The sequence below is a fragment of the Pseudomonas sp. AK181 genome (assembly GCF_051122975.1).
In the GTDB taxonomy this organism is placed as follows: domain Bacteria; phylum Pseudomonadota; class Gammaproteobacteria; order Pseudomonadales; family Pseudomonadaceae; genus Aquipseudomonas; species Aquipseudomonas lactis.
This window is the reverse complement of record NZ_CP146348.1, coordinates 843,739-866,695: the sequence shown is the minus strand read 5'-3', so window position 1 is coordinate 866,695 and position 22,957 is coordinate 843,739. Positions and strand designations below refer to the sequence as shown.

Sequence of the window (22,957 nt, the reverse complement as noted above, 5' to 3'; positions counted from 1 at the left end):
AATCTTCCCATCGCTCATAATGGCCGTCGAGACCCATTCAGAAGAGACTGATCTCACTGAAAGGCACGGACAGTTTTGGCGGACTCGTTGAATCCAGCGCGATACGCCAATATCCAACATCATGCCAAGCGCCATGCTTGAATCCTACTTCTGGATACGTACCGATGTGAGCGAAGCCTAGTGCTTCATGCAGCCCCACGCTGCCATCGTTTGGCAGCGCGATCCCGGCAAAGGCTGCGTGAAACCCTTGCCTTTTCAATGTCGGCAGCAACACGCCATACAGTGCCCGGCCGACCCCGCTACGGTGCGCTTCTGGCGATATATAAACGGTGACGTCGACCGACCAGCGATAGGCCTCACGAGCCCGGTGCTGACTGGCATATGCATAGCCGATGAGCTGGCCGTCTCGCTCCGCTACCAGATACGGGTAAGTCGGCAAAGTCGACCCAATCCGCTTGGCCATCTCTTCGACTGTGGGCGGCTCAAGCTCAAACGAAATCGCCGTATGCTCAACCATCGGTGCGTAAATTGCCTGGATGGCTTGAGCGTCCGAAATCTGCGCAATCCTTACTGTGGTGTTGCTCATCCTCTATCCCCTTGGTCGCTCAAATCGATCTTTGATTGACTCGTTTCGAGAGTGCTTCGGCGCTTTCCTTGCGCTCCGAATAGCGGTCTACCAAATACGTTTCCCGGCCCCGAACCATCAGCGTGAACTTCATCAGTTCCTCCATCACGTCCACAACACGGTCGTAGTAGGCGGATGGCTTCATACGCCCTGCGTCGTCGAACTCCAGAAAGGCTTTGGGTACTGACGACTGGTTTGGGATGGTGATCATCCGCATCCAGCGCCCGAGGATCCTAAGCTGGTTTACCGTGTTGAAGGACTGTGATCCACCGCAGACCTGCATGACGGCCAACGTCTTGCCCTGGCTGGGGCGGACAGCGCCCAACGTGAGAGGTATCCAGTCTATTTGGGCTTTGAATACAGCAGACATTGCACCGTGACGCTCTGGCGAACACCACACCTGTCCCTCTGACCACAGAACCAGATCCCGCAGCTCTTTAACCTTTGGATGGTCTTCCGGAGCGTCATCAGGGAGAGGCAGACCCGAGGGATCAAAGATGACGGTCTCGGCTCCCATTAGGGTCAGGATGCGCGCGGCCTCTTGGGTCAGCAGCCTGCTGAAAGAGCGCTCACGGGTTGAGCCATACAGCAACAAGATGCGTGGTTTGTGAGTCGGTTGCTCGTTGCCTTGCAGGCGATCCAGTGTGACGAAGTCGATTAGCGACTGATCCAGATTAGGTAGATCCAGGCTGCTTTCCGAGGAAAATTCGTCCATTACAGTTCACCTATTTGATCTAGCTCGCGCTTCAGTTCCTGCGGTGTGAGCGCCGAATGATCCAAGCTGAAGAATGCCTCGAAACGCTTTTTAATCTGGACGACGGTCGCGTCAAATGCGGCTTGGATGTCGCTGTCTGTGCCTTCTACATCGGAAGGGTCGGCGAGGCCCCAGTGGCTTTTGACAGCAGGCCCGAAATAGACCGGGCAGGGTTCGCCTCCAGCCTTATCACACACGGTGATCACCACATCCGGTGGTGAGTCCGAAAACACCTCTGAGCCTTTGCTGTAGAGATCTGTGGTGTCGATACCAAGCGCTTGCAACGTACTCACGGCGCGTGGATTCAGTTGTCCGCTTGGGAAGCTGCCCGAACTGACGGCGTTAAAACCGCTCGGGGCCAGGTGGTTGAACAACCCCTCCGAGAGAACGCTCCGGCAGCTGTTTGCCGTACACATAAATAGCACTTTCATGGGTTTCTCCTAGACAGGGATGCTCAGCCGCGACGCCAGTGCCACCAGCGTTACCAGCAAGATAGGGAGGGTGAGGATGCTGCCGACTTTGAAGTAGTAACCCCAGGTGATGCGGATATTTTTCTGCGCTAGCACATGCAGCCACAGCAACGTGGCCAGGGTTCCGATGGGCGTGATCTTGGGGCCAAGATCGCAACCGATGACGTTGGCGTAGATCATGGCCTCACGTACCAGTCCTGTAGCGTCGCTGCCCTGAATGGACAGAGCGCCGATAAGCACACTCGGCATGTTGTTCATGATCGAGGACAACAGCGCAGCGGTGATACCGGTGCCCAAGGTAGCGGCCCATAGGCCATGCTCGGCAAATATGTTCAGCAGCCCCGAGAGCGAGTTGGTTAGGCCAGCATTACGCAGGCCATAGACCACCAGATACATGCCCAGCGAAAACACGACAATTTGCCAGGGCGCGTCCTTGATGACCCTTCTCGTGGAGATGATTTGGCCTTTACCTGCGATGACCAGCAGGATCATTGCACACGCAGCAGCAACAGCGCTGATGGGGATACCTAACGGCTCCAGTGCGAACAGACCAACCAGCAGCAGGCCAAGTACCCACCAGCCAGCAATGAAGGTCGCCCGATCTCGAATCACCGACTCCGGGGCCTCAAGCTGATCCGCGTCGTACTGGGCGGGAATGTCCTTGCGATAGAACATCCAGAGCATGAACAGTGTCGCGGCCACGGCCACTAGGTTCACTGGCCACATGACAGAAGCGTATTCACCGAAACCCACGCCAAAAAAGTCTGCCGAAACGATGTTCACCAGGTTGGACACCACCATCGGCAGACTGGCGGTATCAGCGATGAAGCCTGCGGCCATCACGAATGCCAAGGTGGATGCCGGGCTGAAGCGAAGCGCCGTCAGCATCGCGATGACGATTGGGGTCAGAATCAGTGCGGCTCCATCATTGGCGAACAGTGCCGAAACGGCTGCACCGAGCAGGATCATCAGCGCAAACAGACGTCCGCCTTTGCCCCGACCCCAGCGAGCGACATGAAGCGCCGCCCATTTGAAGAATCCCGCTTCATCGAGCAACAAACTGATGATGATCACAGCAATGAAGGTCGCGGTAGCGTTCCAGACGATGTGCCACACAACCGGCACATCCCCTAGACTTACGGCGCCAGTCAGTAGTGCCAGAACGGCACCCGCTGCCGCGCTCCAGCCGACACCTAACCCCTTGGGTTGCCAGATAACAAAGACGAGCGTAACTACGAAAATCGATGCTGCGATGAGCATGAGTATGTTCCAGATCAGGATGTCAGCAGCAGGAGGCTTGGCGCACGGGTCTGTCTTCCATGGAAGCCAGCCGTCCTTGATGGTCGTTAACCCAGGACTGGTGTGCCTGCGTAGTGACGTTCAGAACATCCAGTGCCCACTGTTCAAGCTCGGGATGCAGCCGGTAGTAAACCCACTGACCCTGCCTCCGATCTGCGAGTAACCCGCAAGCACGCAGTTGGGCAAGATGCCTGGAGACCTTCGACTGGTTATCGTCCAGTGCCCAGATTAACTCGCACACGCACAACTCACCCTCAGCCGAAAGCATGAGCATGATCCGGGCGCGAGTTTCATCACCCAAGCACTTGAAGAATGTGTGTGGTGTAAGGCTCATAAGCAATCGCTCTGCATATGTGGATAATCGAATATGCAGATTTAACCACGTTCAGCCTGCTTGCACAAATGCCTGTGGCGGGAGTTAACGATGGGGATCAATGCTCACCGGTCGACCACAGGGTAACGACCAGGAGGGATTAACAATCGCCTCAGCACGCGGACGGAGATTTGATGTTCGAATGGATGTTCGCTGAACGCGATTTTGGATTCATTACTCTAGGCGTAATGGCAGGATAGCTGGTCAGGTCGAATGCAATTGAGTGGTCAGCGTGAATGCAAATGAATGCTCAGCGTGAATGGAAATGGGTGATCAGATACTAGGTAATTTTCCACCTCGGTCGCGTCATCTTTGTATAGCCTATAAATACCTATAGACGTAGTTTTCTATTTCCTACTGCGCAGCTGGTACCAGCCTGTCACCGTTCCCCTATCATTACAGGGGGCCTCTCGGCACATGATCAGGCACGTCACCACGCTCTCGCTTCTAGCGTTAATCGCCAGTTGCACGACCCAAACGGCGCAGACACCCAAGCCCGCTTTCGACAGCAGTCGCAATCCGGACATGTTGACGCCAGACCTCTATCCTGGCGGCGCCGTTCCTGAAAAAGAACCAGTAGTGCGCTATGGCCGCTACACCCTCGTCAGCACGCTGCCAGATTCTGGCCAACGTGACCTGATGGCTCAGATTATCGACATCAGCATTCCAGCCAACATGCACCCAAATGTGCATGAGGCCATGCAGTACGTGGTGGACCGTTCAGGTTATACGCTTTGCTCGGCAGACTCTGGCCACGTCAACATCCTTTACACCCGACCACTCCCAGCAGCCCAATATAAACTTGGCCCTATGACCCTGCGTAACACCCTGCAGGTGCTCGCAGGTCCGGCCTGGCAGGTGAAGGTCGACGAGGTCAACCGTCAGGTGTGCTACGTCCTGCGCCCTGGCTACCAGCTCCCGGACTCTCCACGTCCTGCATCAACTCAGATTGCTCAACTCAACACATCGACAGCTGCACAGCCTATCGCAGCGAAGAGCAATAACAATGATGCGGGCAGCCAAGTAGTAGTCGCCGCCGTTCCCCAAACAGCGCCTTTCACAACAACGGCATCAGCCGCTACCCCTGTGGCGAACGCTGCACCAGCCAAAACCGTGGCCCCTCCTACGGTGATTACCAAGGATGGCTCTACAAAACAAACGTCTGCCTTGCCGACTCAGAGTCCGGCCTCGACTTCGTCCAGCAACCCAGATGCCAAGGCCGCTTCAACTCCGAAACTGGTCACCGCGCCGTCCGCAGTTTCTGCAGCGCCAAAGCCGGTTGCGACGGACATTGCAGCGCCGAAGCCGCTGGCCCAGACATGGACGGCTTCAACTGGCTCAACCCTTCGTCAAACCGTCGAAGGCTGGGCTGAAAAAGCGGGCTGGAAACTGATGTGGCAGGTCGATGATTTGGATTACTCAATTGACGCTCCACTTCGATTTGAGGGCAGTTTCCAAGAAGCCATTGGGTCGATTTTCCCTCTCTACGACTCGGCTCCACGGTCCTTTCTGGTCGATGTGGTCGACAGTAACTCCTCACAGCGGCTGATTTTTATTACAGAGAGGAACAAATGATGACTGCTCGTCTCTGGATCAAAAGCACAGCCTTGTCACTTATCGTCGCACTGGTGAGTTCCTGTTCGCTGCAGCGTGTGAATGAATCGGCCAGCCGAGCTGAAAATGACGCTGCGACAGCCTCTCAATACAGCCGATTTCTGAGAAATCAGCAGCAAGAGTCCGCGCGCGCTACGGTGGTGTTCAGCGACAAACCATGGGTGTCCAAAAAACCGCTGGTCGCCAAGCGTGGTTTACCGCTGACCATGGATTGCGACATCACCTATCGCCCCTCATATAACGTTGGGATCGCTGAGATCGCGCAGTACATCACTAGTGAATGTGGTGTACCGGTCATCGTAGCCCCTGACGCAATCGACCCAAGTGTCCTTTCCAGTTCGACGCAGGGCAACTCAGGACCTGCAGTTCCACCTGGTTTGGGCTCTGCCGACAACCTGACCAACTTCATGCCCGCCGGCGTCATCGGCAATGTTCCGAGCAACGCCCGCTCAATGAATTCGATTGGGCTGACTGCACCCAACACATTCCCCATTAAGTACAGCGGCAAGCTGTCAGGGTTGTTGAATCAAGCGACCTCCCAGTTGGGCTTAGCGTGGAATTATTCCTCCGATGATCGAAGCGTGCATGTCACTTACTTCGACACCAAGACGTTCGACGTCTGGGCATTTGGTGATGACCAGGTCATTGAAAGCACAGTGAAGTCGGGCTTGCTGACCGCTACAGGCAGCGGGAGCAGTTCCGGTGGTGGTGGCGGCGGATCTTCGTCGACAGGTGCATCGGGTGAATCAGGCAGCAACCAGAGCACCACCGTTACCATCAAGACCTCGCTGATCGGAGACATTGAAAAAAACGTCAAGGCGATGCTGAGCCAACAGCCCCAAGGTCGGATGTTCCTCTCGCGTTCCACTGGCACCCTGACGGTAAGTGATCGACCAGAAGTACTCTCAAACGTTGCTAAATACCTGAATTCGATCAACAGCAGTATCACCCGTCAGGTGTTGTTCAACGTCAAAGTTTTCGAGGTAACTCTCACCGACACAGACCAGACCGGCCTGGACTGGACGGCTGTCTATACGTCCTTGAGCAACAAATGGGGCTTTTCGCTGAAGAATGCCACCACCGGCATAAGCACGGGCGCGGTGTCGGGCTCGTTGAGTATTTTGGACACGTCGAAGTCTCCTTGGGCTGGCTCCAACTTAATCATCAAAGCACTTTCCGAACAGGGCCGAATCTCGAACGTTCGCTCGCCGTCGGTCACCACGCTGAATCTGCAGCCGGCACCCATCCAGATCGGCAACGTAAAGAGCTATGTCGCATCAAGCTCGACAACCACTACGGCTTCCGTTGGATCGTCTACTTCGCTCACCCCCGCGACTATCACCAGCGGCTTCAACATGATGTTGCTCCCTCGAATCATCGACCAGGACAACATGTTGCTGATGATCACCCTGAGCATGAGTAGCAAACCGACCTTCACCACTTTTACGAGCAACGGCTCCAGTGTCCAGACAGCGGATTACGACACCAAGAATCTGTCGCCCAAGGTCAAATTGCGCAGCGGTCAAACCCTCGTACTGACTGGTTTTGAGGAGAACAGCGAAAACGCAACCAAGTCTGGCGTAGGGGATCCTGGATTCTTCGGTTTGGGCGGCAGCCGTGTCCGCACCACAGGGCACAGCGTACTCGTAGTGCTGATTACTCCTGTTGTTGATAGCGACACAGGCAGCCCCAGCGCGGTGATTTCACCTGCTGCCAACGAGCCTTGGGGCTCTTGCCCTACCCCACTGCTGCATTGCACAGGTTCCAAGGGGTAAGCCATGGTTGCGGAAACCTCAAAAAATGCACGCTCTGCTCGAGTCCAGGTACTCCAGTATCGTGGAAAATCATTTGTCACCGGTCTGCGCTGGCATCCGCTGGGTAGTGTCACCGGGCACATGAAGGAAGCGCGCCAGTACGGTCGTGAGCACCACCTCGACATTGTCGCCATTAGAAGAACACCAGCCATTATTCAGGCAGGTTTTGTAGCGCGCAGCGAGGAGGTCATCAAAGGGATGTACTCGCTCGCGGCCACCCTGGCTGGACAGCTGGGGGACTCATGGATCGCGGCCTGGAAAACTGAAAGCGAGATTGACCAATATGCCCTCGTTGCTGTGTATCAAGGTGGCGTGATCTCTGGCTGCGACATGATCGGCACTGGTGCTGAGGTCCGCCGCCGAGTCGCGCAACAACGCAGTCGTGGGATCAACTTCGACAACGAGTACCTGCCCCCAGAGTTCGATATGGGCGGTCAACCACTGGACGTGGCAGAGCTGCTTCAGCCGTCGCATCTAAAACGCGAGTACCGGCTACGGCCACTCGTCTTTGGGCTATCCAAACCAGAACTTGTACAGCTGGCGGTTCTTGGCGTGCTGATCGCTGCCGGCATCATCGGATGGGCTCAATGGCAGAACCATCAGGACCAGATAGCCAAAGAGGCGGCTTTCCAGGCTGAACAGCAACGCCTGGCAGAGTTGGCCAGACTGCAAAAAGAATCCGGTATGGAACAGACGCCCCAAGCGCTTGAACACCCTTGGGCCAAACGTCCATCTGTTGCAGATTTCCTGGAGGGTTGCAGCAACGTCATTTATCAGTTGCCTCTGTCCATTCAGGGATGGCAGTTCACGAGTGCCGTCTGCGACGGCGCACAGGTTTTGTCCTCCTATAAGCGCTCGGGCAATAGCACGGCCGACAAACTGATACAGGCGACGCAGGGCCACTTTTCTGATCGGCCGGCCTTCTTTGACGAGGGCAACTCGGCCACGTTGAAATTCGACATCTCTCTACCCGCAGCCGGTGATGAGCCTCTAAAAGACGCCATCGTGATGTTGGCGAACCTGTCGTCTTGGCTGCACAGCTTCACTCAAACCCCAGTGCTGAAAGAAGTGCCGGTCGTTGTGCCCATTCAACCAGCGATACCGGGCCAACCTGCGCCACCGCCGCCCCCACCGCCTCAATGGAAGCAATTCGAGCTGAGCTATGCCACTGGCATTACGCCGCTGGACTCATTATCCGGCGCACCCAGTCAGGGCTTACGGCTGCGCGAAATCACAACCAAATATGAGACCGGCCACCTTGTCTGGTCAGTAATAGGTGACCTATATGCGAAATAAAGCGCTGTGCTTTTTGTGCTCCATCCTTGCGTTAGGGGCACCATCGAGCTGGGCAGATGAGAACACCCTATCTGGGGTGAACGTCGGCGAGCTGGCCCAGATTCAAAGCCAGACGATCTTGTTGAATGCCAAAGCCGAGAAGGCCAAGGCCGAAAGATCGATCAAGGGCGAAGACCAAAGTGCGACGACGCAGCCGTCAACTGTGTTTTTTTCTCAAGGAAACCTCACACAGCCGGCTGCAGCCTCGGCGCACAGCAGTGATACACAGTCTGACTTGCCTGTCGTGAAAGCGGTATTCGGCTCAGCAAAACGGCTGCGTGCGACTCTGCTCTACAGCAGCGGATTTGAAGTAGACGCAGATGCCTCATCTCGGGAGTTACCCGGTGGCTATCGCATGGCCATCCTCTCCGTCGAAAACGTGACCCTCGAGCGTGGCGGTAAGCACTACCCCCTCGGCTTTTCCAGTACGCCCCCGGCCAGCTTGAGCAACGTTAACAATTCAGCCCCCAGCATTACCCCATCAGCACCTATGCCGCCTGGGCTGATCCCTGGCCAACGTTGATTGAGAAGTTCGATGACGATCCTGACTGAAAAACCAGATGTCATAGAGCCTGACAGTGATGAGTCTGCTGCAGTCCTACTGACGTCGCACCAAATACTGCTGACGGCCCCTGGTGGACCGTTTGAGCTGAAACCCGAGCTGCGTCAACTATGTGCGTTGACCAGCGATGGGATTTTGTATGTGTCAGCCCAACACCAAACGGATGCCTATGTCATGGCATTCGAGGACCAGCTGGAACACGAAAATCACCACTTTGAGGTCAAGGTCTGCTCGATGAGCACAATCAAGGCACTCTACCGCGCCAATGATGATGCAAATGGTAAAGCACTATCGGCGACTGAGACGAAGCGCCAGGCCCAGGTGGTGCAGCTTTTAGGAGAAGCCCACCGGCGCAATGCCAGCGACGTCCACTTTGTCGTAGGTCACGATATCACTCGAATCTTCTTTCGCATCCACGGGCTCTTGTGGGAGGCAGAACAGCACCAGAGCCAGGTGGGCATGGAGCTCTGCTCGTCCCTCTACAACAGCATGTGCGATGTCGCGAAAGACCACTACCAGCCGCAGGTGAGCCAGGACGCCAGGGTAAAACGCGCCTATGTCGACCAACTCGGTTTGTTCGGTGCCCGAGTCGCCACTCGGCCGCTCGTAGATGGCCCTCTGATGGTTTTGCGTCTGCTGTATGACGACAAAACCAAAATGACGCTTAGTGATCTCGGTTTCCTGACGCAGCAAATTGATGCATTCAGCCGCATCCGCAGCTTGCCTTATGGGGTGAACCTGATCACTGGACCCACCGGTTCCGGCAAATCGAAGTCGCTGCAGGTAAACCTGAACCTCTTGCACGAAGAGTGCGGTGGAACAAAACACATTCTGACGATGGAAGATCCACCTGAATATCCACTTCTCGCCAATCAGTCACCGCTGGGCGCCGGTGAAACCTGGAATGACGGGATCACCAATTCCATGCGACTCGACCCTGACATTCTCATGTATGGGGAGATCCGGGACCTTGCATCAGCACAAGCGGCTTTCCGCGGCGGTATGACTGGTCACCTGGTGCTGACGACACTGCACACCAACAACGCTGTAGCAGCTCTTCAACGACTGATCGACATGGGTGTAGACCGACACCTGGTTACTGATCCTGCACTGATGACAAGCGTGGTCAATCAATCCCTCTTGCCCGTGCTGTGTTCCCACTGCCGCGTCCCCGCACGCGAGCATCTCGGGCAGCTCAACAGTGCGCTGGTGCAGCACTTGCGCGATTTGGAAGCGATTGATGAGACCTACCTCAAAGGACCGGGATGCCCGCATTGCAAAGGCTTGGGCATCACCGGTCGCACGGTGGTTGCGGAAACTTTGCTCACCGACCTTGAATTCATGCGCGTTTTCAATGGGCAGGGTGCAAGTGCGGCACGTCGCCACTGGGTCAAGGAAATGGGCGGTATTACCAAGACCGCACACACGATCATCAAACTGAAACAAGGATTAGTAGACCCCCGCCACGCCGAAATGACGGTGGGGCCGTTGGACTTTGACCGGCAAATCCTGGAGCTCGCTCATGCTGAGTGACGTCAGAGCGATGCTGAATCGTTGGGCAGAGACCTTCTATGCCAAGCAGTTTGGCAAAAACGAAAGAATCCAGTTCTACGAGAGCCTGATGGGCATCCTTGAGGATGGTGTGTCGCTTGAAGACGCACTGCACACGGTGGCCAGAGCATTCAGCGATAACGGGCAGAAGCTCCATCCAGTGTCCCTTGCCTGCAGGGATATCGCGCAATCGGTAAAAGGTGGGAAATCGCTGAGCATTTCCTGCGAAGGCTGGGTTCCCTATGACGAGAACTCTTTGATCGCTTCCGGGGAAGACACCGGCAACCTGGTGCAGGCATTTCGGGACTGCGTGAGGATCATCGAAGTACGTCAGCGGATCAGCAAACTCGTAGCGTCCGCCACCGTTTTCCCCTCCATGGTGTGGAGCGTCATGGCGGCGTTGCTGTATGTGATTGCAGTGTGGATGGTGCCCTCCATGACACGACGCTCCAACCCCGAGGCGTGGACCGGCGTGCCGGCCTTCCTCTATGCCCTATCGAATTTCGTGACCCACTACGGGCTAGTGACGCTGATAGCTGTAATCGTCTTTATCCTCATATCGATCATCACTCTACCCGTGTTTTGCGGCCTTCAGATTACGGCCGCCAGCCCTTCGTGGAAGCTGCAGTTGAACAAGCTGCTCCAGGTCCTGCGAGTCCGAGCAGAGAGGCTCCCGCCTTGGTCAGTCTACAAGGCGCTCCACGGATCGATCTTTCTGCTCAACATGGCTGTGATGCTGCGCTCCGGCATCAACCAACTAGATGCGCTGACCTCTCTTCAACGCAATGCCTCTCCATGGTTGAAAGAGCGCCTGAGCGCCATTCATTACGGAGTGAGCGCCGGCAAAAACTTCGGTACCGCATTGAAGCTTGCGGGTCATCAATTCCCAGACCCCATGGCGATGCATTTTCTGGAAGTGCTCGCCACCCGCAAAGGCTTCGCTGAGTCGATGGAACGGTTTTCCAACCGGTGGCTGGAGCAAACGCTTCAGCGCGTCGAAGCCATCGCCAAATCTCTTATCGGCATGTCCTCCATGGCCATGGGGGTCATGATGATTCTGGTAGTGGTCGGGATCTTCCAGTTGGCCGGCAATGTGACTGCAACGCTTTAAATCAAACCTAAATGAGGTACTGGAAATGCCAACAAACACTCAAAACAACCAACGCGGATTTCTCTCCCTGGACGGGATGTTCTGGTTGATGCTGATCGCGGTGGCACTTGGTTTCATCGTGTTCATGGGCTACAGAACGTTCGGCAGCTCGGACGTCACCATTGAACAGAGCAATCTCGGCACGTTGCTGAGCAATACCAAACGACTGAAAAGCACCACGGGCTACGCCACGGCAGGCACCAACTTGGCGCCCTCTTTGATCAACCTCGAGGCAACTGGCGGCATGAGCATCAACGGTAATGCCCTGTCCAACCGCTGGAACGGCGCAGTGACCGTAATGAGCAACGGCATGACCTTCACCATCACAGAATCCAACCTTCCGAAAAATGCCTGCATCACCCTTGCCTCGAACATGGCCAAGGACAAACAGACAACGACGGCGATCAATGGCGGCACTGCAATTGCCGGCGAAATCACTGCGGTGGCAGCTGCGACCAGCTGCTCCTCGGACGCCAATACCATCGCTTGGACTTCGTACTAAGGAACTCAGTGTGAGCGTGATCTCTGATGCTGAATTCGTCGACCTGTACCTCGGCGATGGATTTGCCGACGCCAAAGGTCTCCCTGGGCAGGCACGAAGGGTTGAAGCGCCCGCCGAATGGCGGGCAGACCTTGAGCGCTTACGGGCGCAGTGCGAGGAAAAGCACAAGGCAACCCAGGATCCAGAGTTCGCCCTAATTGAAGATGGCGTCGTCCTTCGTGTAACCCAGTTGCTGGATTTGAATGGCAAGCCTGTGTTTGTCGTAAGCAAATCCTCAGTCCAGATCCGTCCATTGGACATGCTGGGTCTGCCCGACTATCTGCAGGACGCGCTGATGAGCGACACGGTACGCGGCCTGATATTTATTTGTGGGGAAATGGGCACAGGGAAAACCTCAAGTGCTGCATCACTGGTGAAAGCACGTCTCGAGGCCTGGGGAGGCATTTGTGTGGCTGTAGAGGATCCTCCAGAACCATTTTTGAATGGCAGGCATGGGAGTGGGCGCTGCATTCAAGTTCCGGTCTCTCGCCGGATGGGGGGATACGAGGAAGCTTTGATCCTAGCGCTGCGCACAAGAGCCGATTTCCTGTTCGTGGGAGAAATTCGCGACAGCTCGACAGCAGCACAAGTAATTCAAGCCTCGATCAATGGCCATCTCATTATCAGCACAGGTCATGCCGGCAGCGTTACTCAAGGCATTGAACGTATATCAGCCCTGGCTCAGCCGTTACTCAATAACGCCCGAGAGCTGCTCTCCAAGGGGTTGGTGGCTGTTCTTCACCAGTCCTTATCAAGTGGCAACGAAGGAAGTCGTCGATTAACCCTGCAGAGCCTGCTTTTCACAGGCGATGACGGACCGGGCATCCGAGAGAAAGTCCATGCAGGAAAGATCACGATGCTCGATCACGACATCGCTCACCAATCATCAAGGAGTCTCTGGAATGACCAGTAGGATCAAGCAGCGGGGGTTCTTGAGCTTGGACATGGCGATCGGATTGGCCGTTTTCTCCGTTGTCGTCACTTTGGCGATCGCATGGCAAATCAAGCAGATGGATTCTCAGGACTATCGAATTGCGGCTGATCAACAGAGAACCATTTCAGAGGCATTGGCCAAATATCTGAAGGATAACTACAGCGTGGTGCTGGCCAACGCGGCAGCAACCGTACCGGTGCAAATAACCGTTCCGATGCTCGTCAACACCAACTACCTTCCTGCAGGTTATAGCCCCACTAACGCCTTTGGGCAGACCATTGTCGGCCTCGCCCGGAAACCCAACGCCAATCAACTGGAAGTGATTGTGGTTACTACAGGTGGGCAGACGATTCCTGAAATGGGTATTCGAACCATCGCTGAAAATCTCGGAGGACCTGGTGGGTTCATCTCTTCTGCCAATCCGAACATCGTCCAGGGCGTGCGGGGTGGATGGCAGGTAGCACTAAGTAACTATGCTATAGCTCCTGGCCCAGGACATACAGCTAGCGCACTTTTTCTTATGGATGGAGCGTTGGCTAATGACTATCTATATCGAAACGCAGTGCCCAATCATCCAGAATTCAACACGATGAATACTGATATCACGATGGGCAACCACAATATTAACAACGCAGGAAGTATCACAGCGTCAGGCAACATAACAGCTAACGCCGACATTACAGCTCGAAACGTTATCGCCACAGCCAATGTTAATGCCGCTACTGCAACCATTACCGGTGATACCAGCACAGGTGGTTGGTTCAGAACACGTGGTGACACAGGCTGGTACAGCGAAAAATGGGGAGGCGGGATTTATCAAAATAGCCCCAACTGGGTCCAAGTTTATAACGACAAAAACTTTTCAACCGGAGGTGAACTATGGGGTGGAAAGATAACCTCGACGGGCAAGATAACGGCCTATGATCGCATTCAGACAAATGAATATTTGTCCCTGGGAGGCATAGCTACCGAGGGGCAACAGTGCAGTGACCGAACCCTTCTTGCAAAAAGCGCCGCGGGAATAACGTTGTCCTGCGAACAAGGCTTATGGAAAAGACCAGGTGGGTGGGAATTCCAGCTGATCCAGGGCACCTGCCAGGCGCCTGCCAGAGGAAGTGTGACCTGCTCCCTTGGCGACACTACATGGAAGTCATGCTCTTTAACTGGCGCTTTTGGCATCGGGGATAGTGAGACTGGGTACATCTTCAGAAATGCAAGTGGATGGTTTCTCTCCACATCTCGACTTTCCTGGCCAGGTCTTTTCTATTGGAGCTGCTTCAAATAAAGCATCCATTTATAAAATTTCAAAAACGTTTTATAGTATGTTTATGGGGATTATTGCAGTGCAGACGCTTGAGAATAACGTTGAGTATAGTGCTGGAGAATTACAGACCTGGCTAAGCACCCGAAGCAGGATATGCTCAACTGTGCTATGGCGTCGCGCACTAGAAGAAAAAGAGGCATTCGAGGTCGGCGAGTTCACTTACAAGTTACAACCAACGGCCTCTGGTCGTTATTTAGTAAAAAAGATCGCCACTATGGAATTAATCAATCCACAACGCAAACCAATGAGCATCAAGCGAGCCGCAAAGTGGACTGTCATTGCGCTTGGCCTAGTAGGAATTTGCTTAACATTGATTATCCTCACGAAATAGTTTTGTTATTGACGCGTAGGTGGTAACAACCACCATTTTGTGGATGGAGCTCATATCATGACAATGCAATGGCTCGTTTTGATGATTGTGCTCATTGCCTCCAGCATTTTCATGGAGAACCAACATCAGGACCAACGTACATCCGACTACGCTACCCTCGACTCACTGGGTCGCGGCTTTCTGGTGTACCGATCTGCCGCTACCGAATATGCCCAGGCCAACCCGGGCTTCAGCGGAGTACCGAGCGATTCTGCGCTCAACCTACCTGGGTGGTTTGTGAAACCTGTGGGCGTAGGTTCTTACATCTCATCAGGAACGGCCTATACTTATTTTGATGGGGTTGCACCGTCAGGCTTGCCTTCTGTGCTGGTAGACCTGACAAAGACAACTACCGTTGGTTTAAAGCGTTCAGGAATGCTGATTTCACAGATAACTGGGGCGACCGGTATAGCAATTCCGTCCCCTGTTCCCGAAGGTGCGGTCGTCGCAGTCAATTAGTCTGAGTCGACCGACTTTGAAAGGCGCCGGGTTGCATAAGCTCCGGCCTATCAACATAATGATCACAACAACGTTTCCACCCCGTTGGCTACTGGCGGTCATCAGTAGCGCCCGGTGATGCGGCTTGCCTCATCACCAACCCCAAAGCACGCATAGCTCCGGGAAGGGCGTGCGGACCTGGTTCAGAGCTCTCCCTGTGTCTCCCTGTTCAAGCCAGACACGCAGCCGTCTAACTCGTGAATTGCGAGTTCAAAGGCACATAGGGCTCTGTTGAGGTTCGAAGCACCGTAGTCTAAGGGCCACACTGGTGTTGTGGCCCACACTTTTTAAAGCTCACACAATAGGTAGCCTGATCATCTTGCAAAGGATGATCAGGCTACCTATTGGTAGCTGCTTTTCCTTGCCGGTGGCCCGCCGGCGAAACGCAGGGCTCCCTTTGTGCGCGGATGCGTGCCTTATGCTAGCTGGCCTCAGCCACGATAATCGGCCAGGTGTTGGAAGTAAGACGTTCAGATCACAGCCCAGGGATCAACAACGCCTTCATCCCGCACAGGTGGTATTTTTTTCTGAAAGACGCTACTTACTACATCCGAGAGTGACTGTTGACCCAGCTACTCTCGGTAGCTTCTCCTGTCGACCTGAACCTTCTTTGCCCTCCGCGAAATATCCCTCTCCGCTTGACACATCACCATCCCCCCTTCGATGATATGGACGTGCTTTGCTGACGTCGTCAGCATCATGCCCAGGCAGTCAGGATCTTGAAGACTGCGACACGATGTTCGTGTCAGATCCGCCCAAGACCGCTGAGCTTCTGGTAGCGCGGTCGGTCGACAATCGTCGATGGAAGCACCTTATGCAACTCACCTCGCGGGGAATCACTTCCCCAACGGGGTCAGTGGGTTCTCCGCATTCAACCTGCAGGAGAATCACCATGTCCAAACTTGCTTATGGCTTCGGTTTCGCGCTTGGCACCATCACGCGACAGTTTCTGCGTGCGGTAAAGAAAACCAGCGCTGCGCCCACAGCTATCCATACCAAAGCAGCTCCGTTGCTTCCACCGCCCTGCGTACCTGAGCGTCTCGTACGTGAGATGGATCATGTACCGGCAATAACTCGTAAAGGTGTCGACCTGAACCTTTGGTACGCGGCTAACACTCGAGTGGTCGAAAAGCCAGCTCGGAAACCGCGTAAGAAGCCAGCTGCACGCTCGTTGGTGCCAGCAACTTGCTAAGTCTGCGTCCTTCGCCTCTGTAGGGAGCCTTCCCAAAGGGAAGGTTTCCTCAGAGTTTTCACGGTAGGGGCTTGACAAGCGACAATCGTATTTCCATGATCTGCACATGTATCGCTGACGTCGTCAGCAACATGCCCAAGTAGTCTGGATCCGCAAGACTACGATGCGGTTTTCTGCATTGATCCACTCCCAAGATCGCCATAGCTTCCGGTAGCGCGATCAGTCGACTTAGTCGATGGAAGCACCTTTCCCACCCATGACGGGCCTACCCCGTCAGGGCAGGCCTCTCACTTTTGGAGGTCTGATGAAAACTGAACTGGCTCTCTACCAGGCGTTGATTTCGATTAACGTCCCGGAACAGAAGGCAAATGCTGTTATTGAAGCTTTGGAGACCGACATGCTTTCACGTTTGGCTACCAAGGCAGATTTAACTGCTCTTGCTGCAGAGTTCAAATCTGAGATTTCACAGCTTGAAGTCAAGCTCACCATTCGCATGGGCGTCATGTTGTCTGCAGCTGTCGGTGTAATGATTGCTGCAATGAAGCTGATGCATTAAACAACCTTAAGCTCCACCCACCCTCGCGGGGAATACTTTCCCCCTAGGGCGAAGTGTTTCTCCGCTTTCTGTTATTTCGAAACTGGAGAATCACCATGAGCACTAATCAATCCAACGAAGCAAAATTCTTCGACCTTCACACCACTGGTATCGGTTATCTCAACCGTATCCGTGAAGTGAAACCTCGCGGCAAAGGTAAGCCATTCATGGCAGTTACCGTTGCGGCTCTGCGCGGCTCGATGGATGATGCCGAGTATTCCTATATCGACTGCAACGTGGTCGGCGCTGAAGCTGAAAAGCTGATTCGTCGCAGCCAAGCAGCCGTTGAAGCCGGAAAGAAGGTCCTTGTGAGCTTCCGCATCGGTGATATCTGGACCGACGCATTTACCTACGAGAAAGGCGATAAAAAAGGTCAACCTGGAGCAAGCCTCAAGGGACGCCTGTTGTTTATCGGCTGGATCAAGGTGGATGGCCAAACCGTCTATGAAGCAAAGCCTCGTGAAGTAGAACCAGTTGTTGAAGACGGCGAAGCGGAACCTGAAGCACAGCTCGCAAGCGAAGAAGCATCCGAGCCAGTAGCAGAGGAACAATCCAAGCCAACGCCCGCTAAACAGCAGCGTACGGCATCTTGATTCACTTTGTTGAAAGGCACCCTTCGGGTGCCTTCATTATTATCAAAGTCCGCAGGGAACACCTCCCTTCCGGGCACGGTGATTCTCGTCCGTTGGAGACTCACCTTTATGAACACGTTATTTACGCAATCTCTCGATATACGCGTTGCTTATGCAAAAGCGGAAATCTATGGCGACGAGATTACCCAATATGAGGCTGAGATCGAGGCTCATATTCTGGGTGCCGACGCGTACCGCGCCGGCCAGCCGATCGTACCCGAGCTGTTCAAAACCGTTCCTGCGCTCAGTCGAGCTTGGGGCGAAGGAGTGAACGCGGCCATTAATGGTGGCGGTTGGTCACGCTTTACTGAAGAAGACCAGCAGCAGCTAATAACACCGGAACCATACATTGTGTCGGATTTTGCATACGGGAAACTTGCATTCGCCGAGTGCGGTATCGAGTACCCCCTCCAAATACTGAAGAGCGCTGCGGGCTATTACATTGGTACCGCTGATGAGTTTGAACCGGTATCAAGGGAGTCCGAAGAATACTACCGCAGCGAATATGCCGCGAAACAAGCTTTTGACCTCAACCTCTGGACACAACGCCACGTGTGCTGGTCCTGACATAACCAAAACATACCTAACCGGGAAACCACTTCCCGGACGGGCCGGGTGGTTTCTCACACCTGGAGATAAACATGCAAAGCACCACTAACCTCGTGTCGTCTGACCTGCTCAAGCTCCCGGTCGTTTTAACACCCCGGGCCTGGCAGGAAGCGGTGCATATTGAAAACCCTCAGGATGCAAGTGTTGTCAGTGAGCGACTGGGCGAAGTTGTCCTGGAGGCCTACCGAGAACTGCACTTGCAACCTGACAGCACACAGATCCATTTCGGCCTCTATCGTTTATTGCCTGCCGGCAATAGCACTGATCGAGTCTGGCTGGACCTAAAACTTGACCGTATAGAATCACCGCCAGGCGTTTTCTATCTGTACATCTCACTCAAGGAAGAAACTCATACTTCTTGCCCGTAATCCTTCGACAATCACAGCACTGCCCAAAGCCCGACACCTGTCGGGCTTTTTTCATTCGTAGCAGTGTGGAGCTGCCCATGATCAACATCCCCGGCCAACTGGCCATCCGTACCATCAGCGGCCGTAATGGCGAATTCAACGTCGGACGGCTTTCGACCTCTATCGGTGAGTTCGTGATCAAAGACGCACTCCTCGATCAGTACGATGAAGGCAAATACCGAGGCGACTTTCTGATAACGGAGATCCGTCCTTCGTATTACTCCACAGCAGGCCGCCTGATCGTTGAGATCCGTGCAAGGCTGGAAAGCATGAGCCTCGACGACGTCGACAATCTGACACCAGAAGACGCCGCCAGGCTCTCGCCAAACGAGCCTGACCCTATGGATGAAGAGTCTTCTTCCAACCTCTCCAAGCCTGTGCAGCGTAATAATCCGCCCGCCCTACCGGCCACCAATAAACAGGTATCAAAAGAGGATGCCCCGTTCGGGATGACCCCGACCGGCGCAACCAACGACCTCGAGGCAGATGCCGAGTTGTTCGGCACAATCTGGCCTCTAAGCTATACAGTCAGGCTGGACACAACTGTTGATCGTCAGCAACTACGCCAACAGTGCAGTCGGCTCTCGGAGCTCGGCTATTTACACAACTTCAAACTGCAGGTATGGAATATCTCCAATACCTAACGATGCCGGCGATACGCCAAGCCAATCGGCACATTCATGAGAGGCTCCCTCCTGGGCGCTCCTCGACTCAACAGGAGCAGCACATGAATCTAATCTTCAATAACCTGACCCAACAAATCCTTGAAAACATCGAAGATCAGCTCGCCAATAACGAGGTATCGACGAATGAGGAGCTTTGGGACTTCTTCGTAGAGGAGCTCGAAATGACGGCAGAACAAGCCGATGGCGCCGTTGCCCTTCGCCCCAAATACCTGGGGCAAATCTTTCTCACTGGGCACAGCCCACTATTTCAAAACGAGACGGTCTAGTTTGGCGCGGGGAGTCAGATCGATCTGGAGGGCATCACCATCAGGCTTTGTGTTAACGACAGAAAAGCCCTCCCAAAAAGGAAGAAAAGTATAATATCGCACATAAGAACGCCGGTTTGTTAGATGTGTTTGCTCGCACGAACATCATCAATCAAATCGGCGTTCTTGTTTCTGTGTTGCCCGGAATTCCTTGAAGGTAAGCGTCCGGTAAACACGCCTTCCTGACGCCAACGCCTTAATAGTTGAGATCGGTAGTAGACCACGCCGCACGCTTGCGACGCTTTAGCTGGCGCTGAGATTGAGCGGATGCTTGAACAACGTGACGTGGCCTAGGCCGCGATACAGGACAGGTTAGGAAATTCGCGGCCTCATCCAGACGCTGAGTTAGGCACGCGTCTGCAGTGCCCTGTTTACGTAAAGAGATGAGTTTAGCGACTAGATCAATTAGGCGAAATTCTAGCAAAGAATCCCGCCTAATCCGGTAGTCAGGCCGTCCTAGCGCGATTTGTGGCAACAATTTGCTCATCTGTAAACTGACTGCCGGGAACCATAAATTTTGCGATAAGTGCGTCTCGGTTTTGAGGTGCCCGTACCTTGTCTGCCGCCTCCAGCGCCATCTTCAGCTCCGGCAATGTTAGCTCGGTGCAGTAGGCTGGTGTTCCTGGTTGCTGACGCCACGAATCTTCAAGGCTACCAGCGGCAAGCGCGATAAAGCCCGTATCCTCAACGAGATCCTGCGCGACGGCCTCTGCATGAGTGTCATCCCCTGCTACATGTAAGCCAATGCGTGTCGAAGATCCAGTTGGTTGCCGATTGTCGGCAAGAGTCGCTGCAAGGACGGCGTTCCAAGCCTTAATGACCGGGCGGCTAAACTGCTCGCTTACCCAAACGTTCACGGGCTTGCCGTCGTCAACTTCTATGATTGCCCCGTCGCGTCCCGGATAGTAATTGGACGTGTCAATGACAACGACTTTCTCGGGGACATTCTTTAACGTCTGTTTGAGATCTGGATATTTTGGGAAGGGTATCGAGAGGATCACAACGCCTACCTCGGACACTGCCTCTTCCTTGGTCACAGCGTGTGCGCCGATTTTACTGACCAGGTTTTGAAGGCTTTCGGGGCCTTTCGAATTTGCCAGCTTAACTTCATGGCCGCACGCGACGAGCTTGCGGGCAAGGGTAGCCCCAATATTGCCGGCGCCGCTAACTCCGATTTTCACTTCAATAACCTCCTCACCCACAACCAATATTCAAGTTGCTACCTGGCTAGGTGTGCGAATGAATCAAGCGTGTCGCAAAGCCGCTGCGATCTGGGGTGAGCACGCATGTCGCTTGACTCAGGTAAATACGACTCTTCAAGAATGAAAGGTTACGCTGTCGGTAATCGGCACACGATGCCAGCGTCTAGCGGCATCCAAATTACCGCCATTCGCCCCTTTTGGGTCGGTAGCGACGACCACTTTCGACAATCGGTGTTAATGGTTAAGCCTCAGTCCGTTCCGCATCTCAACGGTGTCATCGACCTAACCCCTCACATCGAACGGCACTCTCGAGCTCCGTATCGCCGAGCATCATTTCAAAACCCGCGGTTTCTTCCTTACGAGATAGTTCAGTGATTAAGGAATCAGAATTTGCGATGAAAATATTGACCGCGGCCGGCGTTAAAAAACTAGGTAATTATGTTACTCAGCAGCGTTGCGAGGAGTTTGAGGTAATTTCGTGTCTGTGCTTAGCGACACCGCTACGTAGCGTAAATTTTTAGCTAGCCGTATTATTTTTGACGACGGATAACGAGATAGCTACAGCAGAATTACAATTCTGACACAATCCCAGCGGAACCTTCTTTTTTTGAGCCGTGTCAAAGTAGGCTGTTGACTAGCACCGTATCGCCGGCTAGAGGAGACGCAGGTCTGCAAAAAATCGCATACCAACAACATACTTTCATCCTAAACTACAATTAGTTTAAATGAGTTTTATTAGCCGTTCTGAAAGGTAGGATCCATATTTGTGTTTTTGTTTGTAGCGATGAGAATCTAGATTGAAGCCAACCACTACATTAGGCAAGGAGAAGCATGTGGGATCCAATCACGCTCATGGCGGTGCCGCTCTACGTGAAGGACACCAGAAAAAACTACTCATGGCGCTTGCCCTGACTGGTATTTTTATGATTGCGGAGGTTATCGGAGCATGCGTTACCGGCAGCCTAGCCCTGCTGTCTGATGCATCACATATGCTCACAGATACTGCTGCTCTGGCAATTTCACTGATTGCTCTCCAAATAGCCAAGCGGCCAGCGGACCAGAAACGGACTTTTGGATATGCTCGCATAGAGATCCTAGCCTCAACGTTCAATGCCTTATTACTCTTTATGGTCGCTGCCTACATTTTGTACGAGGCGTATCAGCGCTTGCTAGTACCGTCGGAGATTGCTACCGGTGCGATGATGTGGATCGCAATTGGGGGTCTTTTTGTGAACCTGATATCGATGCGTCTGCTCTCCTCTGCCAGCAGTGAAAGTCTGAATCTCAAGGGAGCCTATCTTGAAGTCTGGAGCGACATGCTTGGTTCATTGGGCGTGATCATAGCGGCACTTGTCATCCGATTTACAGGTTGGAGCTGGGTCGATACGATTGTCGCCGTAGCAATCGGTATATGGGTGTTTCCACGTACTTGGCAGTTGTTGCGCGAAAGCTTGGGGGGTACTTATGGAAGGGGTACCCGACAATCTCAATATTGCGGAAATAGAGTCCCTGATACTTGGAGTAGATGGGGTCATGGAGGTCCATGATCTGCATGTTTGGGCTCTAAGTAGTGGCCGCAATATCCTGACGTCGCACGTAGTCGTGCGAGATTCATTAAATCGAGATGTTATTCTCGCATCAGTCATTGACGCGGTGAGTAAATCGTTCGAAATTCATCACTGCACGATTCAAATGGAGCAAGCAGCCTTTCATGATAATGCTCCGAAGCCTTCACACTAGTCGTTTTTTTGATGACGCTAATTGTTGTATTTGCAGGCAGAAGCCCTAAGAAAAATCGACTTAAGATGCGTTCCCCAAGACTATACGCGCTTTTAAATATGCATTACTGCCACCTCTAAATTTAACGACTAATCGAGTTGACCGGCGGCCAATATTAAAGGAGCCTTCAGGCAGATTCGCCTGCTACGCGCACTGAAGGCATCCGCCAGCTTTGGCCTTAAAAACCTTACCATTGACAGATTCTCGATTATTCCAAACAATCAATTTATCATAACTATCAATAATATTGCGCAAAAATTACAAATTTGCAAAGCTTACGCGCATTTAGCCAATTCGCGCTAGGATCAGTTATTATTGAGTTAATGTAATGCGCAT

At 53.7% G+C, this 22,957-nt stretch carries 24 protein-coding genes and 1 pseudogene; 19 read left to right on the top strand and 6 right to left on the bottom strand.

Translation table 11 applies throughout. The features are described from left to right. Positions 1-37 precede the first annotated feature (37 nt). Genes V8689_RS04195 through V8689_RS04175 form a run of 5 tightly spaced genes read right to left on the bottom strand, consistent with a single transcriptional unit; the run spans position 38 to position 3,482 of the window. Positions 38-586, bottom strand: coding sequence for an arsinothricin resistance N-acetyltransferase ArsN1 family B (locus V8689_RS04195; RefSeq protein ID WP_008437347.1), 549 nt, complete (start codon positions 584-586; stop codon positions 38-40). A 19-nt stretch (positions 587-605) separates the two neighbouring features. Beyond that, positions 606-1,340 (bottom strand): arsenical resistance protein ArsH, encoded by a 735-nt coding sequence (arsH, locus tag V8689_RS04190; RefSeq protein WP_008437348.1) that lies wholly within the window; start codon positions 1,338-1,340, stop codon positions 606-608. Continuing rightward, entirely contained in the window at positions 1,340-1,810 is a 471-nt protein-coding gene (locus tag V8689_RS04185) for an arsenate reductase ArsC (protein WP_008437349.1), read from the bottom strand. Before V8689_RS04185 ends, arsH begins: the two co-directional genes overlap by 1 nt. Positions 1,811-1,819: 9 nt before the next feature. Further along, on the bottom strand, positions 1,820-3,109 hold the full coding sequence (locus V8689_RS04180; RefSeq protein ID WP_434520683.1) for an arsenic transporter: 1,290 nt from the start codon (positions 3,107-3,109) through the stop codon (positions 1,820-1,822). Positions 3,110-3,131: 22 nt separating this feature from the next. Further along, complete coding sequence (locus V8689_RS04175; RefSeq protein WP_008437351.1) at positions 3,132-3,482, bottom strand: metalloregulator ArsR/SmtB family transcription factor; 351 nt, start codon at positions 3,480-3,482, stop codon at positions 3,132-3,134. Positions 3,483-3,938: 456 nt separating this feature from the next. Between V8689_RS04175 and V8689_RS04170 the strand changes: the two genes are divergently transcribed. The 18 genes from V8689_RS04170 (at position 3,939) to V8689_RS04085 (ending at position 19,601) form a co-directional block, all read left to right on the top strand. Further along, positions 3,939-5,096 (top strand): TcpQ domain-containing protein, encoded by a 1,158-nt coding sequence (locus V8689_RS04170; protein ID WP_019818090.1) that lies wholly within the window; start codon positions 3,939-3,941, stop codon positions 5,094-5,096. Continuing rightward, positions 5,096-6,910, top strand: a complete 1,815-nt coding sequence (locus tag V8689_RS04165; RefSeq protein WP_019818091.1) for a PilN family type IVB pilus formation outer membrane protein — start codon at positions 5,096-5,098, stop codon at positions 6,908-6,910. The genes V8689_RS04170 and V8689_RS04165 overlap by 1 nt, the downstream gene beginning before the upstream one ends. Before the next feature lie 3 nt (positions 6,911-6,913). After that, positions 6,914-8,245 carry a type 4b pilus protein PilO2 gene (gene pilO2, locus V8689_RS04160; protein ID WP_024073376.1) on the top strand — a complete coding sequence of 444 codons (1,332 nt, stop codon included), beginning with the start codon at positions 6,914-6,916 and terminating at the stop codon, positions 8,243-8,245. Next, positions 8,235-8,807 (top strand): type IV pilus biogenesis protein PilP, encoded by a 573-nt coding sequence (gene pilP / locus V8689_RS04155; protein ID WP_057005134.1) that lies wholly within the window; start codon positions 8,235-8,237, stop codon positions 8,805-8,807. The genes pilO2 and pilP overlap by 11 nt, the downstream gene beginning before the upstream one ends. A 12-nt stretch (positions 8,808-8,819) precedes the next feature. Further along, complete coding sequence (locus V8689_RS04150) at positions 8,820-10,379, top strand: GspE/PulE family protein (protein ID WP_019818093.1); 1,560 nt, start codon at positions 8,820-8,822, stop codon at positions 10,377-10,379. Further along, entirely contained in the window at positions 10,369-11,508 is a 1,140-nt protein-coding gene (locus V8689_RS04145) for a type II secretion system F family protein (RefSeq protein WP_019818094.1), read from the top strand. The genes V8689_RS04150 and V8689_RS04145 overlap by 11 nt, the downstream gene beginning before the upstream one ends. A 25-nt stretch (positions 11,509-11,533) precedes the next feature. Continuing rightward, positions 11,534-12,049 carry a type 4 pilus major pilin gene (locus V8689_RS04140; protein ID WP_019818095.1) on the top strand — a complete coding sequence of 172 codons (516 nt, stop codon included), beginning with the start codon at positions 11,534-11,536 and terminating at the stop codon, positions 12,047-12,049. 10 nt (positions 12,050-12,059) lie between these two features. Beyond that, positions 12,060-13,001, top strand: coding sequence for an ATPase, T2SS/T4P/T4SS family (locus V8689_RS04135; RefSeq protein WP_008437359.1), 942 nt, complete (start codon positions 12,060-12,062; stop codon positions 12,999-13,001). Further along, on the top strand, positions 12,991-14,307 hold the full coding sequence (pilV, locus tag V8689_RS04130; RefSeq protein WP_019818096.1) for a shufflon system plasmid conjugative transfer pilus tip adhesin PilV: 1,317 nt from the start codon (positions 12,991-12,993) through the stop codon (positions 14,305-14,307). Before V8689_RS04135 ends, pilV begins: the two co-directional genes overlap by 11 nt. Continuing rightward, on the top strand, positions 14,240-14,677 hold the full coding sequence (locus tag V8689_RS04125; protein ID WP_124356003.1) for a hypothetical protein: 438 nt from the start codon (positions 14,240-14,242) through the stop codon (positions 14,675-14,677). The genes pilV and V8689_RS04125 overlap by 68 nt, the downstream gene beginning before the upstream one ends. A gap of 57 nt (positions 14,678-14,734) precedes the next feature. Next, positions 14,735-15,175: a type IV pilus biogenesis protein PilM gene (gene pilM / locus V8689_RS04120; protein WP_019818097.1), complete on the top strand. Its 441-nt coding sequence runs from the start codon at positions 14,735-14,737 to the stop codon at positions 15,173-15,175. A 931-nt stretch (positions 15,176-16,106) separates the two neighbouring features. Further along, complete coding sequence (locus V8689_RS04115; protein ID WP_073451708.1) at positions 16,107-16,406, top strand: hypothetical protein; 300 nt, start codon at positions 16,107-16,109, stop codon at positions 16,404-16,406. Between the two features lie 304 nt (positions 16,407-16,710). Next, a complete protein-coding gene (locus V8689_RS04110; RefSeq protein ID WP_008437363.1) occupies positions 16,711-16,962 on the top strand; it encodes a hypothetical protein in 252 nt (83 codons plus the stop codon). A gap of 95 nt (positions 16,963-17,057) precedes the next feature. Further along, the gene (locus V8689_RS04105; RefSeq protein WP_019818099.1) at positions 17,058-17,594 is read left to right on the top strand and encodes an STY4534 family ICE replication protein; all 537 of its coding nucleotides are present in this window, start codon (positions 17,058-17,060) and stop codon (positions 17,592-17,594) included. A 108-nt stretch (positions 17,595-17,702) separates the two neighbouring features. Continuing rightward, positions 17,703-18,200, top strand: a complete 498-nt coding sequence (locus V8689_RS04100) for a hypothetical protein (protein ID WP_019818100.1) — start codon at positions 17,703-17,705, stop codon at positions 18,198-18,200. A 74-nt stretch (positions 18,201-18,274) separates the two neighbouring features. Continuing rightward, complete coding sequence (locus V8689_RS04095; protein WP_019818101.1) at positions 18,275-18,610, top strand: hypothetical protein; 336 nt, start codon at positions 18,275-18,277, stop codon at positions 18,608-18,610. A 77-nt stretch (positions 18,611-18,687) separates the two neighbouring features. Continuing rightward, complete coding sequence (locus tag V8689_RS04090) at positions 18,688-19,293, top strand: DUF3275 family protein (protein ID WP_019818102.1); 606 nt, start codon at positions 18,688-18,690, stop codon at positions 19,291-19,293. 83 nt (positions 19,294-19,376) lie between these two features. After that, positions 19,377-19,601: a hypothetical protein gene (locus V8689_RS04085; RefSeq protein ID WP_019818103.1), complete on the top strand. Its 225-nt coding sequence runs from the start codon at positions 19,377-19,379 to the stop codon at positions 19,599-19,601. A gap of 485 nt (positions 19,602-20,086) precedes the next feature. On the opposite strand, the gene V8689_RS04080 is transcribed toward V8689_RS04085, so the two are convergent. Beyond that, positions 20,087-20,821 carry an NADPH-dependent F420 reductase gene (locus V8689_RS04080; protein WP_434520682.1) on the bottom strand — a complete coding sequence of 245 codons (735 nt, stop codon included), beginning with the start codon at positions 20,819-20,821 and terminating at the stop codon, positions 20,087-20,089. 854 nt (positions 20,822-21,675) lie between these two features. Here V8689_RS04080 and V8689_RS04075 point away from each other — a divergent pair. Beyond that, positions 21,676-22,582 (top strand): annotated as a pseudogene (locus V8689_RS04075) (cation diffusion facilitator family transporter). Positions 22,583-22,957 lie beyond the last annotated feature (375 nt).

Coding starts and splice junctions, on each gene's coding strand:
- V8689_RS04195 (WP_008437347.1), bottom strand. CDS start 586: ATGAGCAACACCACAGTAAGGATTGCGCAGATTTCGGACGCTCAAGCC.
- arsH (WP_008437348.1), bottom strand. CDS start 1,340: ATGGACGAATTTTCCTCGGAAAGCAGCCTGGATCTACCTAATCTGGAT.
- V8689_RS04185 (WP_008437349.1), bottom strand. CDS start 1,810: ATGAAAGTGCTATTTATGTGTACGGCAAACAGCTGCCGGAGCGTTCTC.
- V8689_RS04180 (WP_434520683.1), bottom strand. CDS start 3,109: ATGCTCATCGCAGCATCGATTTTCGTAGTTACGCTCGTCTTTGTTATC.
- V8689_RS04175 (WP_008437351.1), bottom strand. CDS start 3,482: ATGAGCCTTACACCACACACATTCTTCAAGTGCTTGGGTGATGAAACT.
- V8689_RS04170 (WP_019818090.1), top strand. CDS start 3,939: ATGATCAGGCACGTCACCACGCTCTCGCTTCTAGCGTTAATCGCCAGT.
- V8689_RS04165 (WP_019818091.1), top strand. CDS start 5,096: ATGACTGCTCGTCTCTGGATCAAAAGCACAGCCTTGTCACTTATCGTC.
- pilO2 (WP_024073376.1), top strand. CDS start 6,914: ATGGTTGCGGAAACCTCAAAAAATGCACGCTCTGCTCGAGTCCAGGTA.
- pilP (WP_057005134.1), top strand. CDS start 8,235: ATGCGAAATAAAGCGCTGTGCTTTTTGTGCTCCATCCTTGCGTTAGGG.
- V8689_RS04150 (WP_019818093.1), top strand. CDS start 8,820: ATGACGATCCTGACTGAAAAACCAGATGTCATAGAGCCTGACAGTGAT.
- V8689_RS04145 (WP_019818094.1), top strand. CDS start 10,369: ATGCTGAGTGACGTCAGAGCGATGCTGAATCGTTGGGCAGAGACCTTC.
- V8689_RS04140 (WP_019818095.1), top strand. CDS start 11,534: ATGCCAACAAACACTCAAAACAACCAACGCGGATTTCTCTCCCTGGAC.
- pilV (WP_019818096.1), top strand. CDS start 12,991: ATGACCAGTAGGATCAAGCAGCGGGGGTTCTTGAGCTTGGACATGGCG.
- pilM (WP_019818097.1), top strand. CDS start 14,735: ATGACAATGCAATGGCTCGTTTTGATGATTGTGCTCATTGCCTCCAGC.
- V8689_RS04115 (WP_073451708.1), top strand. CDS start 16,107: ATGTCCAAACTTGCTTATGGCTTCGGTTTCGCGCTTGGCACCATCACG.
- V8689_RS04110 (WP_008437363.1), top strand. CDS start 16,711: ATGAAAACTGAACTGGCTCTCTACCAGGCGTTGATTTCGATTAACGTC.
- V8689_RS04105 (WP_019818099.1), top strand. CDS start 17,058: ATGAGCACTAATCAATCCAACGAAGCAAAATTCTTCGACCTTCACACC.
- V8689_RS04100 (WP_019818100.1), top strand. CDS start 17,703: ATGAACACGTTATTTACGCAATCTCTCGATATACGCGTTGCTTATGCA.
- V8689_RS04095 (WP_019818101.1), top strand. CDS start 18,275: ATGCAAAGCACCACTAACCTCGTGTCGTCTGACCTGCTCAAGCTCCCG.
- V8689_RS04090 (WP_019818102.1), top strand. CDS start 18,688: ATGATCAACATCCCCGGCCAACTGGCCATCCGTACCATCAGCGGCCGT.
- V8689_RS04085 (WP_019818103.1), top strand. CDS start 19,377: ATGAATCTAATCTTCAATAACCTGACCCAACAAATCCTTGAAAACATC.